Annotated in this window: 14 protein-coding genes and 4 pseudogenes; 12 read left to right on the forward strand and 6 right to left on the reverse strand. The window is 62.6% G+C overall.

Going from position 1 to position 15,248, the window contains the following annotated elements:
* Positions 1 to 102: 102 nt before the first annotated feature.
* The 3 genes from IPF76_RS09285 to IPF76_RS09295 all read right to left on the reverse strand — a co-directional run bounded on the left by IPF76_RS09285 (position 103) and on the right by IPF76_RS09295 (position 1,337).
* The gene (locus IPF76_RS09285; protein WP_293842805.1) at positions 103 to 465 is read right to left on the reverse strand and encodes a DUF2846 domain-containing protein; all 363 of its coding nucleotides are present in this window, start codon (positions 463 to 465) and stop codon (positions 103 to 105) included.
* A gap of 63 nt (positions 466 to 528) precedes the next feature.
* Positions 529 to 681: a hypothetical protein gene (locus IPF76_RS09290; protein ID WP_293842807.1), complete on the reverse strand. Its 153-nt coding sequence runs from the start codon at positions 679 to 681 to the stop codon at positions 529 to 531.
* Positions 682 to 695: 14 nt separating this feature from the next.
* On the reverse strand, positions 696 to 1,337 hold the full coding sequence (locus IPF76_RS09295) for a carbonic anhydrase (protein WP_293842809.1): 642 nt from the start codon (positions 1,335 to 1,337) through the stop codon (positions 696 to 698).
* Positions 1,338 to 1,399: 62 nt separating this feature from the next.
* Here IPF76_RS09295 and lipA point away from each other — a divergent pair, with 62 nt between their 5' ends.
* Together lipA and IPF76_RS09305 are read left to right on the forward strand one after the other, a co-directional pair.
* Positions 1,400 to 2,335, forward strand: a complete 936-nt coding sequence (gene lipA, locus IPF76_RS09300; RefSeq protein WP_366499408.1) for a lipoyl synthase — start codon at positions 1,400 to 1,402, stop codon at positions 2,333 to 2,335.
* An 8-nt stretch (positions 2,336 to 2,343) separates the two neighbouring features.
* On the forward strand, positions 2,344 to 2,823 hold the full coding sequence (locus IPF76_RS09305) for a type II toxin-antitoxin system RatA family toxin (RefSeq protein WP_293842810.1): 480 nt from the start codon (positions 2,344 to 2,346) through the stop codon (positions 2,821 to 2,823).
* Here IPF76_RS09305 and IPF76_RS09310 read toward each other — a convergent pair.
* Positions 2,766 to 3,323 carry a CinA family protein gene (locus tag IPF76_RS09310; RefSeq protein ID WP_293842812.1) on the reverse strand — a complete coding sequence of 186 codons (558 nt, stop codon included), beginning with the start codon at positions 3,321 to 3,323 and terminating at the stop codon, positions 2,766 to 2,768. The two genes, IPF76_RS09305 and IPF76_RS09310, sit on opposite strands and share 58 nt — an antisense overlap.
* A 2-nt stretch (positions 3,324 to 3,325) precedes the next feature.
* Positions 3,326 to 4,504, reverse strand: a complete 1,179-nt coding sequence (locus IPF76_RS09315; RefSeq protein ID WP_293842814.1) for a bifunctional 2-C-methyl-D-erythritol 4-phosphate cytidylyltransferase/2-C-methyl-D-erythritol 2,4-cyclodiphosphate synthase — start codon at positions 4,502 to 4,504, stop codon at positions 3,326 to 3,328.
* Positions 4,505 to 4,599: 95 nt separating this feature from the next.
* Between IPF76_RS09315 and dusB the strand changes: the two genes are divergently transcribed.
* The 9 genes and pseudogenes from dusB to IPF76_RS09360 all read left to right on the forward strand — a co-directional run bounded on the left by dusB (position 4,600) and on the right by IPF76_RS09360 (position 13,543).
* Positions 4,600 to 5,598, forward strand: a complete 999-nt coding sequence (gene dusB / locus IPF76_RS09320) for a tRNA dihydrouridine synthase DusB (RefSeq protein WP_293842815.1) — start codon at positions 4,600 to 4,602, stop codon at positions 5,596 to 5,598.
* Positions 5,595 to 6,686, forward strand: coding sequence for an ATP-binding protein (locus IPF76_RS09325; protein WP_293842816.1), 1,092 nt, complete (start codon positions 5,595 to 5,597; stop codon positions 6,684 to 6,686). The genes dusB and IPF76_RS09325 overlap by 4 nt, the downstream gene beginning before the upstream one ends.
* Positions 6,683 to 8,092, forward strand: a complete 1,410-nt coding sequence (locus IPF76_RS09330; RefSeq protein ID WP_293842817.1) for a sigma-54 dependent transcriptional regulator — start codon at positions 6,683 to 6,685, stop codon at positions 8,090 to 8,092. The genes IPF76_RS09325 and IPF76_RS09330 overlap by 4 nt, the downstream gene beginning before the upstream one ends.
* A 93-nt stretch (positions 8,093 to 8,185) precedes the next feature.
* Positions 8,186 to 8,371, forward strand: a pseudogene (locus tag IPF76_RS09335) (hypothetical protein); the annotation flags it as partial.
* An 88-nt stretch (positions 8,372 to 8,459) separates the two neighbouring features.
* Positions 8,460 to 9,068: pseudogene (locus IPF76_RS09340) on the forward strand (PAS domain-containing sensor histidine kinase); the annotation flags it as partial.
* A gap of 45 nt (positions 9,069 to 9,113) precedes the next feature.
* Positions 9,114 to 10,475 carry an ATP-binding protein gene (locus IPF76_RS09345; RefSeq protein ID WP_293842855.1) on the forward strand — a complete coding sequence of 454 codons (1,362 nt, stop codon included), beginning with the start codon at positions 9,114 to 9,116 and terminating at the stop codon, positions 10,473 to 10,475.
* Positions 10,465 to 11,846: pseudogene (locus IPF76_RS09350) on the forward strand (sigma-54 dependent transcriptional regulator). Before IPF76_RS09345 ends, IPF76_RS09350 begins: the two are co-directional and overlap by 11 nt.
* A gap of 115 nt (positions 11,847 to 11,961) precedes the next feature.
* On the forward strand, positions 11,962 to 12,462 hold the full coding sequence (gene hfq / locus IPF76_RS09355) for an RNA chaperone Hfq (RefSeq protein WP_293842818.1): 501 nt from the start codon (positions 11,962 to 11,964) through the stop codon (positions 12,460 to 12,462).
* A gap of 8 nt (positions 12,463 to 12,470) precedes the next feature.
* Positions 12,471 to 13,543, forward strand: a pseudogene (locus tag IPF76_RS09360) (GTPase).
* Here IPF76_RS09360 and mazG read toward each other — a convergent pair.
* Entirely contained in the window at positions 13,518 to 14,294 is a 777-nt protein-coding gene (gene mazG / locus IPF76_RS09365) for a nucleoside triphosphate pyrophosphohydrolase (protein WP_293842820.1), read from the reverse strand. The pseudogene IPF76_RS09360 and the gene mazG sit on opposite strands and share 26 nt — an antisense overlap.
* Before the next feature lie 167 nt (positions 14,295 to 14,461).
* Here mazG and IPF76_RS09370 point away from each other — a divergent pair, with 167 nt between their 5' ends.
* Complete coding sequence (locus IPF76_RS09370) at positions 14,462 to 14,983, forward strand: site-specific integrase (RefSeq protein ID WP_293842822.1); 522 nt, start codon at positions 14,462 to 14,464, stop codon at positions 14,981 to 14,983.
* Positions 14,984 to 15,248: the final 265 nt, after the last annotated feature.

Below are 15,248 nucleotides of genomic sequence, written 5' to 3' on the forward strand. Positions count from 1 at the left end.
AAGCGCTGACGGAGGGGCCATGGCGCGACGGTCGCCGCCCGTCCACCATCCGCTTCGCGGAAGGTCCTCCCCATCGCTGCGCGACAGGGAGGATCGATCAAGTCAGGTCGGCGGCACTTCCCACAGCACCAATTTGGTGGCGTGAACATCCTCACGCGCCTTGGCGGCGTCGAGGCGTTCCAGCTTGATGCTGCCTTTCAAGGCGCCCATCTCGATCATCGCGCCGATCACGACGACCCCGCCCGCGCCGACTTCGATGTCAAATTCGGCGGGATGCGCCAGCTTCGCCTTGGCGGTCGCGATATGCAGGTGATGCGTCCCCGGCGCGACATCGGCCATCAACATCTGGCCCGACTTGATCTGACCTTTCGCCGATCCGTCGAGCGTCACGTTCATGCCTTGCAGCGCAGCGACAAAGCCGCGGCGAGTCACATAGATGCGCGCCTTGCCGGTCGGCGCCTGCATCGTTCGCGCATCGGCTATTGTCGCCGTATCGGCCTTGGTGCCGCTCGTGTTGCTCGACAGCGCTCAGAAACAGAAGATGACGATGCCGCCGATCAGCAGCACCGACAGGACGAGCAAGGTTCCCGGCGACAGCACGCTCGCCAGCGATGGTCCCATGAACGCGCCGACCACCGCCGCCACGAAAATGAGGGTCAGCCACATTGCATTCTTGCTCATATCGCTTCTCCCGTTCAGGCGGCGGGCAGAAATTCTCCCGTCGCTTCGTTCAATAGGTGCAACACCCCGTCGCTGATCGCAAAAAACGCGCCGCGGACACGCAGCGCGCCGCGCCGCTCCTTTTCCTGGATGCACGGAAACGTGCGAAGGTTGTCGATGCTAACGCGCACCGCGGCCATTTCCATCGCGCGACCGGCGTCGCGGTTGTCGATGTCGCTATGGTCGCGCCGGACTTGCTCGCTGGCGTCGTCGAGCATCGCGATCCAGTCGGCGATAAAACCGCCGCGCCCCGGTTCGGCGCCCGCCATCGAACGGTGCAGCGCGGCGTGACAGCCGCCGCACAGGCCATGGCCCATGACGACGATTTCCTCGACGCGCAGGAACTGGACCGCAAATTCGAGCGCCGCCGACACGCCATGGCGGCCCGGCGTCGTTTCGAACGGCGGCACCAGCGCGGCGACATTGCGGACAACAAAAATTTCACCGGGATTGGTGTCGAAAATCTGCGACGGTTCGACGCGGCTGTCGGAGCAGGCGATCACCATCACCTTTGGCGCCTGGCCCTCGGCCAACCCGTCCCAACGCTCGCGCTGTTCCTGCCAGCCGCCGTTACGGAAACGACGATAACCGTCGATCATATCTGCAAAGTGAGTCATGCACGCGCCTTAGCATAGCCAGAGAGGTTGAGAAGAGCCGCGCGCGCGACTATGTGGGCGAAATGAACGCTCCCGCACAGCCCGCCGCCACGCCCAGCCAGCGCCAGCGCAAACCGGATTGGATCCGCGTCAAGGCGCCGACCAGCCCGGGCTATGCCGAAACGCGCAAGCTGATGCGCGAGCTGAACCTGAACACCGTGTGCGAAGAGGCGGCGTGCCCGAACATCGGCGAATGCTGGACCAAAAAGCATGCGACGGTGATGATCCTGGGCGACACTTGCACCCGCGCCTGTGCTTTCTGCAACGTCAAGACCGGGATGCCGCGCGCCGTCGACCTGCTTGAGCCTGAACATACCGCAATTGCGGCGGCGAAAATGGGGCTCAGTCATATTGTCATCACCTCGGTCGATCGCGACGACCTGCCCGACGGCGGTGCGAGCCAGTTCGTCAAGGTGATCAATGCGCTGCGCCGCGAAACCCCGCAAACGACGATCGAAATCCTGACCCCCGACTTTCGCAACAAGCCCGAAAGCGCGATTGCGGCGATCGTCGATGCGCGGCCAGACGTGTATAACCACAATCTTGAAACCGTACCGCGCCTCTATCCGACGATCCGCCCCGGTGCGCGCTATTATGCCTCGCTGCGCCTGCTCGAAAGCGTCAAGCGCCGCGATCCGTCGATCTTCACCAAATCGGGGATCATGCTCGGCCTCGGCGAACAGCGGATGGAGGTGCATCAGGTGATGGACGACATGCGCAGCGCCGACATCGATTTCATGACGATGGGCCAGTATCTCCAGCCGACGCCGAAGCATGCCAAGGTGATCGACTTCGTGACGCCACAGGCGTTCGACGCCTTTGCCCAGATTGCGCGCGCAAAGGGATTTCTCCAAGTCGCTTCGTCGCCGCTTACGCGCTCAAGCTATCACGCCGGCGACGATTTCGAGCGGATGCGTGCGGCGCGCGAGGCGCAGCTGGCGCGCGCCAGCGCCGGCTGAAGCCGCTCTTGCCCAGGCATCACGAAACTCGCGTCCTGCCGTACAGCGACGAGCAGATGTTCGCGCTCGTCACCGATATCGAGCGATATCCCGAATTCCTGCCTTGGGTAATCGCGCTGCGGATCCGCAGCGACAGCGAGCATGAGGCGGTCGCCGACATGATCGTCGGGTTCAAGGGGCTGCGTGAAAGCTTTTCGTGCCGCGTCCACAAGGACCGTCCGCGTGCCGTCACCGTCAGCTATATCGACGGCCCGATGCGCCACCTCAGCAATGAATGGCAATTTGCGCCCGTCGAAGGCGGCGGCTGCCGCGTCGATTTCATGGTCGATTTCGCTTTCCGCAGTCGCATGTTCGAGGCACTCGCGGGGCAGATGTTCGACAAGGCGCTGCGCAAGATGACCGCAGTGTTCGAAACGCGCGCCGACGATCTTTACGGGGCGGGCAGGGTGATGTCTTCGGAAGGGCGCAGTTCGTCCTTTTCGGGCTGAAGCAGGTCGAGCGCGAACAGCGTCGCATGATGGCGGATCGCGGCGCGATCACCGCCTTCAAACTGCACTCGCTGGGTGAAATAATCATCCGAATTCTGGCCGCGCAACGCGCGCGCGAAAACAACCAGCCCGACCGGTTTCTTTTCCGATCCGCCCCCCGGACCGGCGATGCCCGTGATTGCGACGGCTATATCGGCGTCGCTGTTGGCCAATGCGCCGGTCGCCATGGCCCACGCCGTCGCCAGCGAGACTTCGCCGAAGGTTTCGAGAATTTCGCTGCTGACGTCGAGCTGGCTCTGCTTAGCATGACCCGAATAGGTGATGAAACCCGCCGAAAACACGTCAGAACTGCCGGCAATGTCGGTGAGCGCGGCGCTGACCATGCCGCCGGTGCAGCTTTCCGCGACCGCAACTTTGCGGCCCGCGGCGCGATTGTTGGCGAGCACGCTGGTAGCGAGCGCATTGCGCACGGCAAACCGCGATTCATCGTCAGGCAGCACGGTCAATTCTCCGGAAGTTGCAAAGTCGCGACAGCCTGCGCAGCGATCCCCTCGCGGCGACCGGTGAACCCCAGCCGCTCTGTCGTTGTCGCTTTCACACTAACCCGGTCGAGCGGAATGGCAAGGATTTCAGCGATCCGGGCGCGTATTGCTAAACGGTGCGGGCCGATTTTCGGCGCCTCGGCGATTATGGTCAGGTCGACATGGTCGATCCGCCCGCCGCGCGCCAGAACGCGCTCCCCGGCAAAGCTCAGGAAGCGGTGCGATGCGGCGCCGCGCCATTGCGGGTCGCTGGGCGGAAAATGGTCGCCGATATCGCCGTCGGCTAGCGCACCGAGGATCGCATCGGTCAGTGAATGAAGCCCGACGTCGGCATCGCTATGGCCTTCAAGGCCATGACTATGCTTAATTTCTATGCCGCCGATCCACAGCGGCTTATCGGCGACGAGGCGGTGGACATCATAGCCCATGCCGATGGCGGTCCGTGTCATTGTCATGGTCCCCAACAGTTCGGAGAGGATGGCCATATCCTCGGCATAAGTCAGTTTGTGAAGCCGCGCATCGCCGGGCACCGTCGTCACTGCGATGCCCAAATGGCGCACAAGCTGGGCGTCGTCGGTCGCCGTCGCATCGATCGCCGCGGCATGGGCGGCACGCAATGTCCCAAGGCGGAACGCCTGCGGGGTCTGAACGCGAGCGAGCGCGCTCCTGTCGACCACGTTGCCCGCGACGCTGTCGGCTTGCTCGACGAGCGTATCGGAGACAGGCAGGGTGGGGATCGCGGCGGCAGCGTCGCCAAGCGCAACGAGAAGGCGATCGATGACCTCGGCGATCACCCCCGGCCGCGCGGCGTCGTGGACGAGCACCGGTGTAGCGTCATCGCGATCCGTCAGCGCAGCCAGCGCGTTGGCAACCGACTGCTGCCGCTCGGCCCCAGGACTGGCAGAAATCCAGCCTTTCGGTAGCGTTTCGATTGCCGCCATGACGTCATCATTTGCAATCAGCACGCCGCCGCCGATCGCAGGGTGCGCGGCAAAGGCATCGAGGCTCCAGCGCAGCACCTCTTTGCCGCCCAGCATAGCAAGTTGCTTGGGTACAGTGAAACCGGCCCGGCTACCGTTGCCGCCCGCAAGCAAGATAACCATCGCGCGCGGCGGGGTGGAAGGAGCGGACTCGGTCATTATGCGCGCCGGTTAGCGCAGCCGCGGCTTGCGGGAAAGCGGCTTAGCGTGTACGCGCTGCTCAAATTTTAGGCAATCACACGAAAGCTCTCGCCATGGCGCCGCTGCGGCCCATCCAGATCGGCAATATCACCATCGCGGATCCCGTGATCCTCGCGCCGATGACGGGCGTTACCGACATGCCGTTCCGCACCCTGGTGCGCCGCTACGGTTCGGGGCTCAATGTCACCGAGATGATCGCGAGCCAGGCGGCGATCCGCGAGACGCGCCAGTCGATCCAGAAAGCGGCGTGGGACCCGGTCGAGGAGCCAGTGTCGATGCAGTTGGTCGGCTGCACACCCTATGAAATGGGCGAGGCGGCGAAGCTCAATGAAGATCGCGGCGCCGCGATCATCGACATCAACATGGGCTGCCCGGTGCGCAAAGTGACCAGCGGCGATGCCGGATCGGCGCTGATGCGCGACCTGAAGCTCGCCGCGGCGTTGATCGAGGCCTGCGTGAAAGCGGTCGATGTTCCGGTGACGGTCAAGATGCGCATGGGATGGTGCCACGACAGCCTGAACGCCCCCGAACTGGCGCATATTGCCGAAGATCTGGGCGCCAGGCTGGTGACCGTCCACGGCCGCACCCGCAACCAGATGTACCGCGGCGAGGCCGACTGGAGCTTCATCCGCACCGTCAAGGACGCAGTTTCGATTCCGGTGATCGCCAACGGCGACATCTGCTCTGCCAACGACGCGCGCACGGCGCTGGAACAAAGCGGTGCCGACGGCGTCATGATCGGCCGCGGTGCCTATGGCCGCCCCTGGCTGCTGGGTCAAGTGATGGCGGTGCTGCGCGGTGACGGCGAGCGTCCCGATCCCGGCATCAACGAACAATATGACGTCATTACATCGCATTATCGCGCGATGATCGAGCATTATGGCGAAATCACCGGGGTCAATATGGCGCGCAAGCATCTCGGCTGGTACGTCAAGGGGCTGCACGGGTCGGCTGAGTTTCGCAACATGGTCAACCAGATCCCCAGCAGCCGCGACGTGCTCGATGCCTTGGAACGCTTTTACACGCCATTCCTGAGCAAGGCCGCGGCGTGAGCGCGCTCACGTCGAATATCCCGATTGTCGACCATGACGAGCTGATCCACTCGCACCCCGTCCCAACGCTGTTGATCGACAAGGGCGGCGTTGTCCTGTTCGTCAACGCCGCCGCCGAACAGATGTGCAACGTCAGCCGGTCGGCGATGATCGGGCGCGTCGTCTATGACGTGATCGATATGGATCGAAGCTATCGCCAGCGGATGAGCGACGCCGCGACGTCGGCGCTGTTCGCGCATCGCGCCGAGATTTCGGTCGGCGGGCGCAAAGCGATCTTTGTCGACATGCAGATGGTCCCCTATGGCCACAGCGGCCACCGCATTCTCGCGCTGATCCCCGCGCAGAGCGATGCCGAGCTGATGGGCGGGGCGATCGGGCGATCGGGGCGCGCCGCCGGCGGTGCCGCATCCATGCTGGCACACGAGATCAAAAATCCGCTCGCGGGAATAAAGGGTGCGGCGCAGTTGCTGGCGCGCAAGACCGACGCCAGCGGCGAACGCTTCACCACGCTGATCTGCGCCGAGGTCGACCGGATCGCAACACTGATCGACCAGATGGAGCATTTCTCGCGTGGTCAGCCGATCGCGTGCGGCCCGATCAACCTGTACCAACCGATCCACCAGGCGATGGAAACCGCTCGCGCGCGCCAGTTTCCCGGGGTGCGCTTTGCCGAGGATTTCGACCCGTCGCTACCGCTGGTGCAGGGCAATCATGACGCCATGGTCCAGATTTTGCTCAACCTCGTCACCAATGGCTGCGAGGCGCTGGGCGGGCGCGATGATGGCGTCGTGCGGCTGGCGACCGCCTATCGCCACGGGCTGTCTATCGACAACGGCGACGGGCGCGGGCGGATCGCGCTGCCGATCGAGGTGAGCGTCAGCGACAATGGCCCCGGCGTTCCCGCCGATATTCGCGGCGACCTGTTCGATCCGTTCGTGACCACCAAGCGCGAGGGGCGGGGGCTCGGCCTGGCGCTCGTCGCCAAACTGGCGCGCGACATGGGCGGCACCGTCCAGCATATGCGCGACGGCGAATGGACGCGGTTTCGCGTTCATCTGCCGGTGGCGCAAAAGGGACGCGCCGCATGAGCAGCCGCAAAACGATCCTGCTGGTCGAGGACGATCCGGCGATCGCGATGATCATCCGCGAAACGCTGGTCGGCGAATGCCATCATTTCGCGTCGGTCGGCAGCATCGCCGAACGCAACGCCTGGCTCGATGATCATCGCCCCGACCTGATCATTACCGATGTCGTGCTGCCCGATGGTGACGGTATCGACTCGTTGCGGGTGGATGCCGGCACACCGGTGATCGTGCTGTCGGCGCAGAACACGCTCGACACCGCAGTGCGCGCGACCGGGATCGGCAGTTATGACTATCTGCCCAAGCCGTTCGATCTCGACGAATTGACCGCGAGCGTTCGCGCGGCGTTGCAACGCCGCGCCGAACCGATGACCGGCACCGATCCGGCGCAGGCCGACAGCCACGGGCTGGTCGGCCGCGCCCCCGCGATGCAGGCCGTGTATCGGACCATCGCGCGGCTCGCGTCGAACGATCTTGCGGTGCTCATCCTCGGCGAATCGGGGACCGGCAAGGAAGTCGTTGCCCGCGCGATTCACGCCACGGGACTGCGTCGGGCGGGACCGTTCGTTGCGATCAACATGGCAGCGATCCCGCGCGAGCTGATCGAGGCCGAGCTTTTCGGGCACGAGAAGGGCGCGTTCACCGGCGCGCACAGCCGCAATGCGGGGCGTTTCGAGCAAGCGGCGGGCGGCACATTGTTCCTCGATGAGATAGGCGACATGCCGCTCGAGGCGCAGACCCGCCTGCTGCGTGTGCTGCAGAGCAATGAATATTCGACCGTCGGCGGCAACCAAGCGCTCCGCGCGGACGTGCGCGTCATCGCCGCGACCCACCGCGACATGCGGACTCTCGTCGCCGATGGCCGTTTCCGCGAGGACCTTTTCTACCGCCTCAACGTCATCCCGGTGACGCTGCCGCCGCTGCGCGACCGGCGCAGCGACATCGCCGCGCTGGTGCGCCATTTCGTCGATGCGGGGCGCGCTTCGGGCCTTCCTGACCGCCAGTTCGCGCCTGCCGCGATGCAGTGGCTCGAACGCTATGACTGGCCGGGCAACGTCCGCGAGCTTGGCAATGTCGTCCAGCGGCTGGCGGTGCTGTCGCGTGATACCGTCGTGACCGTGCGCGATGTCGAAACGGTGCTGCACGAAAATGGCGAGGGCGGCGGCGCGGTGGCACCCGCCGACCTGATCGCCAGGGCCGTCGACGATTGGGCGCGCGAGCAGATGGCAGGCGATGCAATCGACGGAAAACTTCACGGTCAGCTCGAAGCGATCGTCGAGGCGGCGCTGTTTCGCCGCGTGCTGCGGGATGTGCGCGGCAATCAGTTGGAGGCTGCGCGGCGGCTCGGGATCAATCGCAACACGTTGCGCAAACGTCTGGGGCAGCTGGATATCGATCCCACGCATCCCTGAGCGACGGAAACTAGCTCATATTTGAGGCATTCGACCTGCCCAAGCGCAGTTTGTGTGTTTTCTATGCAACAGGTTTGTCGTAGCATGGCAACAATGGCGCACGCGGCTCCCCTGAATCACAATATCGACCCGACCGAGCAGGATGTACGCTCGGGCTTCTGGCGCTTCGCGGTCCCCGAATATTACACGCTGGCGCTCGTCATCAGCGTTGGCATAGCGACCTACGTCTTTGTTACCGGCGACGCGCAAAGCGAACGATTGCTCACACCGGCGCTCGTCGCGGCGATCATGGTCGCTAATCTGGTCCCCGCGATGGCGTTGATCGTGCTGGTCGGCAGCCGCGTCGCGCGCGCGCGCGGTGCGGTCGATGGAAGGGGGCAATGGCCGTCTTCATGTCCGACTCGTCGCACTATTTTCGATGATCGCGGCCGTGCCGACATTGCTGGTCGTGATTTTTGCGTCGCTGTTGTTCCAGTTTGGTGTCGATTTCTGGTATTCCGACCGCTCACGTGGCATGTTCGAAAACGCCGCGACATTAGCCCAATCTTTCTATGAGGAAAGCCAGAAGTCGGTCGCCGGGCAAACGACGGCAATGTCCACAGATTTGGGCAAATATCTGGATACTCAGACAATCGATAGTATCAGCTTTCAAGATGCCTATGGGTTTCAGGTTGTCGTTCGCGAACTCAACGAATCCGCCATCATCGAAATCGGGCGCGATGGAATCCCCCGGACCGCGGTGATGATCGACCCCGACAATCGGGCGGCAGAGGGGCGGGTAACGCCATCGATAATACAACGGCTTAATGCTGGCGAAGAAGTCGTGGTCACCCGAAGCGCCAACAGGATCGAGGCGGTCACGCGACTTCCTGGCAGGCCGAACGCATTTCTTTATGCTTCCCGTGCTGTCTCCAGCCTCGGTCAGCAGCAGTTTCAACTCTCTCGCACGGTGCTTGCTGATTATAATGCGTTGTTCCAACGCTCGCAGCTCTTGCAGTTGCAATTCAACGGCGCACTATATTTGGGATCGCTATTGCTGCTGGCGCTCGCAGTGATCGCCGCCATTGTTGTCGCCGACCGCATCGTCCGGCCCCTCGGTACACTGATCGGCGCCACGCGCACCGCGGCGGGGGGCGACCTGTCGGTGCGCGTGACGCCGCCGGCTCGCGATGACGAAATTTCGGTGCTCACCCGCGCCTTCAACCGGATGACCGAGCAGTTGGAGGGGCAGACTGGCGCGTTGGGCAGCGTCAACGAACAGCTCGAAGCGCCGCGGGCCTTTATTGAAGCGGTGCGCCGCGGCGTGTCCGCGGCGGTGGTATCCGTCGATGCCGATCACCGCATCCAGCTCGCCAACGCCGCGGCGGAACGGCTGATCTGCCAATCGGCCGATTGGCTGACCGGTCGTCCTTTGTCGGAGGTTGCACCCGAGCTGGCGCAATTGCTGACGGGCGACGAGCGCGAGGCGATCGTCCAGCTTGCCCGCCCCAACGCCGAACCTGCGACGCTGGCGGCCAAGGCCGTGGCGCAGGGTGACGGCTTTGTCTTGAGTTTTGAAGATATTACCCAGCAATTGCTCGACCAGCGCCGCGCTGCCTGGTCCGACGTTGCACGGCGTATCGCGCACGAGATCAAGAATCCGCTGACCCCGATCCAGCTTGCCGCCGAGCGGCTCCAACGCCGCTTTGGCGACAAGATCGAAGGCGACAGCGCGACCTTCAAGAAATTGACCGACACCGTGATCCGCCAGGTTCACGACATGCGGCGGATGGTGGATGAGTTTTCGAGCTTTGCCCGCATGCCCAAACCAACCTTCGGGGTCGAGGATGTCCGCGATATCCTGCGCCAGGCGGTGTTCCTGTTCGAGGTCGCCAAGCCCGATATCGTCTTTGCGGTAAAAACCCCGGACGAAATCGAACCGCTCGTTTGCGATCGTCGCCTGTTGTCGCAGGCCATGACAAATATTGTCAAAAATGCCGTAGAAGCGATTGAAGAAAATGCGAAAAATTCGGACGTAACTCCCATTGGGCATATTGATGCCGAGCTGGCCAGCGGGCCGCACGGTGAAATCCTGATCCGTGTTGCGGATGACGGGATCGGGTTGCCGCAGGCGCGCGATACCATTGCCGAACCCTATATGACGACTCGTCAGGGCGGCACGGGACTGGGCCTAGCGATCGTCAAAAAGATCGTCGAACAGCATTATGGCGAGCTGGAGTTTTCGGACAATCCGGCGGGGCGGGGGACGTGTGTCACGCTGACGCTCCATCCCGACCGGCTGCAAGGATTGGCAGGGAAGGGCGACGAAACAAGCATGGGGTACGCAGAATCGGTTCCGGGGCGGATTCGCAACCGACAGGACAGAGAAGAATATGGCGCTTGATATATTGATCGTCGACGACGAACGCGACATTTGCGATCTCGTCGCCGGCGTCATGGAAGACGAAGGCTATGAGGCGCGTATTGCCTCCGACAGCGATTCCCGCTCGAAGCGATCCGCCAGCAGCGGCGGCCATCGCTCGCGCTGATCGACGGGTGGTTGCAGGGGTCGCGGCTCGACGGGCTAGGGCTGGTCGAGGCGATTAAGGCCTTCGATCCCACGCTGCCGATCATCGTCATTTCGGGTCATGGCGGGCTCGACACCGCGGTAGCGGCGATCCGGCGCGGTGCCTATGATTTCATCGAAAAGCCGTTCGAGGCATCGCGCTTGCTCCATCTGGTCGCACGCGCGACCGAAAGCGAGCGGCTGAAGTTCGAATATGAGCAATTGCGCGAAAAGGCGGGGCCATCAGACGAATTGACCGGGACCAGCGCGTCGATCAACAATGTCCGCGCGACCCTCAAGCGCGTCGCGGGGACCGGTAGTCGGGTGTTGATCACCGGTGCAGCGGGCGTTGGCAAGGAAGTGGCCGCGCGCGTGCTGCACGGTTGGAGCGGGCGTCACAATGCACCGTTCCGCGTCATTTCCTCGGCGCGCATGGATCCCGAGACGGTCGAAACCGAATTGTTCGGGTCCGAAACCGACGACAGGGCGATCCGCGTCGGGCTGCTCGAACAAGCGCATGGCGGCACCCTTTTTCTCGACGAAGTCGCTGACATGCCGCTGACGACGCAAGGCAAGATCCTGCGCGTACTCACCGATCAGAGCTTTACCCGCGTTGGCGGCCGCACGATGATCCGCGTCGATGTCCGGATCATTTCGGGCTCGGCGCGCGACCTGACGACTGAAATCGCCGAGAGCCGCTTTCGCGAAGATCTCTATTATCGGCTTAATGTCGTTCCGGTGCATATCCCGCCGCTGCGTGAGCGCCGCGACGATATCGCCAGCCTGTGCGACCACTATATCCGCCGCTATGCCGCCGATCGCCGCGTTCCGCCGCCCGAGATCAGTTCGGAAGCGATGGCGGCGTTGCAAGCGCATGAATGGCCGGGCAATGTCCGCGAACTGCGCAACGTCATCGAACGTGTGATGATATTGGCGCCGAGCGGTCGTTTGCACCGGATCGACGCCGATATGCTGCCAGGCGAGCTGGTCCGCGGCGGTACCGACATTTTGCCGAATTCGGAATCGATCACGGCGATCCCGCTGAAAGAAGCGCGCGAAAATTTCGAGCGCGAATATCTGCGGATCCAGATCAACCGCTTTTCGGGGAATATCTCGCGCACCGCGACCTTTATCGGCATGGAACGCTCGGCCTTGCACCGCAAACTGAAACTTTTGGGGCTCACCGAGAGTTCGGACGGCGAGGGGTGAGGCTTTGCGCTAGACCTTGCGCATGCTTTGCCGCATATTGATGGAAAGAAGAAGGTCTTAAAGCCGGAAAACCGGCGCATATCCGCGGTCGTACCGCCAAAAATAGGAGGCAAATGTGTCCGATAAGAACCAGAATCTCCAGGATATTTTTCTCAACGCACTGCGCAAAAGCAAAACGCCGGTAACAATGTTTCTCGTCAAAGGGGTGAAGCTTCAGGGCATCATCACTTGGTTCGACAATTTTTCGTTACTGCTGCGCCGCGATGGCCAGTCCCAGCTCGTATATAAACATGCGATCTCGACGGTGATGCCGTCGCATGATTTCGATCTTTCGCTGCTCGGCGGCAATCTGCGCGACGCGCCGGCCAGTAAGGGTAAGGCATTGCAGGATGTATTCCTGAATGCGGTGCGCAAATCCGATGAATCGGTGACGATGTTCCTGGTCAACGGAGTGATGTTGCAGGGCGATATCGTTGCGTTCGACCTGTTCTGCATGTTGCTTGAGCGCGAGCGCCAAGTGCAGCTCGTCTATAAGCACGCCATTTCGACGGTGCAGCCAAACGGCCCGATCAACCTGACCGACAGCGAACCCGACGCAGAAGCGGAAAACGCCTGATCGCCTCGATTATTGACAGCCAGGAAGAAGTCACCCGCGGCGCTGCCGCGCTGTTGGTCGTGCCCGAATGGCATAGCCAGCATTTGACGCGCGATCTTGACGCGCGGGCAGAGGAGGCGAGGGGGCTCGCGCTGGCGATCGGGCTCGACGTGGTCGCCGTGCATATGCTGCGACTGCGCCAGACGCGGGCAGCAACCTTGCTCGGTGTCGGGCAGATCGAGGCGATCACACCGGATATCGAGAAACATGGCGTCCAACTCGTCGTGGTCGATGCCGCTCTCAGCCCGATCCAGCAGCGCAATCTGGAAACCGCTTTCGGCACCAAGGTGATCGACCGGACCGGGCTGATCCTCGAAATCTTCGGCGAACGCGCCGCGACCGCCGAAGGACGCTTGCAGGTTTTTTCAACTGCTTGACGGGAAGTGACGTCATGGCGGAAGACATGCTGTTCGCCACCCTCGACCCGACGATGCGCGAGATCCGGCTACCGGGCATCGACAAGGCGATCCTTTCCGACACCGTCGGTTTTGTTTCCGACCTGCCGACCGAACTGGTCGCGGCGTTTCGCGCCACGCTCGAAGAGGTCACGACCGCCGACCTGATCGTCCATGTCCGCGACATCGTCCATCCCGACAGCGACGCGCAATATGACGACGTACGCGCGATTCTGGGCTCGCTAGGGGTCAATGGGCCAGAAGATGACGGGGAGGGCGATACGCCGTCTGCCATCCCGCAGATCGAAATCTGGAACAAGATCGATACTGCGGACACCGATGGTCGCGCCGCAATCGAGGAGATGGCGGCGAAGCGTTCCGACGTCGCGGTCATTTCCGCAGTAACGGGCGAAGGCGTCGAGGCGGCCCGCGTCCTGATGGCTTCGCAGCTGACCGCGCTTCACAAGGTTCAGCGGATTTACCTCGACTATCAGGACGGCGAAGCGGCGGCGTGGCTTCACGCGCGCGGTGAAGTGCTGGCCGACGAGCCTGAGGGTGAGGGGCATGTGCTGACGGTCCGGCTGGATCCGGCCGACAGCGCACGGTTCGAGCGGCTGTGGCCTACGAACGACGCTCCGACGCCTTGACAGCGACCCAATGGGCCTCCTGTTCGTCGAGCGACAGGCCCGCCAGGCTTCCACCTGCGCGATTTTCCATTGCTGCAAAGCGACGTCCGAACTTGATGTTTGCATCGCGCAGGGCGCTTTCTGCATCGACTCCCAGGTGGCGCGCGTAATTGGCGACCGCGAGCAGCAGATCGCCGACCTCTTCGTGGCGTTCCGCTTCATCGGTCGCGAGTGCAACTTCGACCAGTTCTTCGGCGATCTTGTCGCGCGGACCGTTAACATCGGGCCAGTCGAAGCCGACACGCGCGGCGCGTGACTGGAGCTTTTGGGCACGAAGTAAAGCCGGCAAGGATTGCGCGACACCCGACAGCGCGCCTTCGGAACCATCGGCGGCGCGTTCATCGGCCTTGATCTGTTCCCATTGCTGGCGGACGTTATCCGTATTGCCGTCACCAAAGATGTGGGGATGCCGACGTTCCATCTTGTCGCAAATTGCGGTGGCAACGTCGTCAAACCCGAACAGACCCGCGTCGGCGGCAATCTGGCTGTGGAATACGACCTGGAGCAACAGGTCGCCAAGCTCGTCGCAAATCGCCGCAGGGTCGCCGCCCGCGATCGCATCGGCCACTTCATAGGCTTCCTCAATCGTGTAGGGCGCGATCGTCGCGAAACTCTGCGCCAGATCCCATTCGCAGCCGCCGTCGGGATCGCGCAATTTGGCCATCACGGCTAGCAGGCGATCGATGGGGGACTGGAACGTCGGGTCGGTCATAGTTTATCCGATAATATATATTATGTTAATAGCGCTACCAGAACTGTCCATGTAAACTGTGTCCAGTGTGATGGCGAAAGGCTTGCGGTTACGGTAGTCTTTCATCAGTATCAGCGACCGTGTCCACTTCGTTCGCCACGACGCCTTGGCAGGCTGCACGCATCGAAATGCCCGGCGGTCGCCGGTTGTGGACGGTATTGGACGATGCCGGCGATGTCGTCGAGTGCCTTCGTCACTGGATCGTTCATCTCGAACAGACTCACGCGTCACCAAATACGATACGGGCTTATGTTCGCCACGTTGTGGACTTCGCGAACTTCCTCGGTGCCAATGGCGTAGGTCTACATGAAGCTTCGGTTTCGTTGTACGACAGCTTCCTTGCTTGGCGGCTTGCCCGCCGAAAGGATGCCTTGCCGAGCCCGCGGCTGATCCTGCTGCGAAAGCAGGAGACGCGGGTTCTGGCGCCATCGACGCGCAACCAGATCCAGCTGGCGATCAAATCTTTACCCGCTTCTATAACGGCACCGACGACTTCGCGGTCGATACGGCCGAGGTTAACAATGCCTGACGGGCATCGGATACGCCGTTCCTCGAGCATATCAGCCAGCGTCGTACGACGAAGGGGGCAAGGACCGCTATCTGTCGGGCGATCCCGGCCGGGTTCAGCAGCAGGTGCTGGAAGCGCCTGACGCCAAGCGAGTCCCGCGGCTGATCGAGGCGTGCCCGGTCGCGCGCGACGCGTTTCTGATCGTGTTGCTCTGCAATGCCGGCCTCAGGATCGGCGAAGGCTGGGCTTGCGACATGTCGATGTCGACCTCGCCGAAAAGGTCGTCTGGGTCGTTCCGCGCGAAGATAATGCCAATGGCGCCCGCGCCAAATCCGGCCGGACGCGCGGTGTGCCACTCACGACTACGTGCTCAACATGTGCGTCGATTACCTCACCAGCGACGAATA

It is taken from the genome of Sphingopyxis sp., from assembly GCF_016704835.1.
In the GTDB taxonomy this organism is placed as follows: Bacteria; Pseudomonadota; Alphaproteobacteria; order Sphingomonadales; family Sphingomonadaceae; genus Sphingopyxis.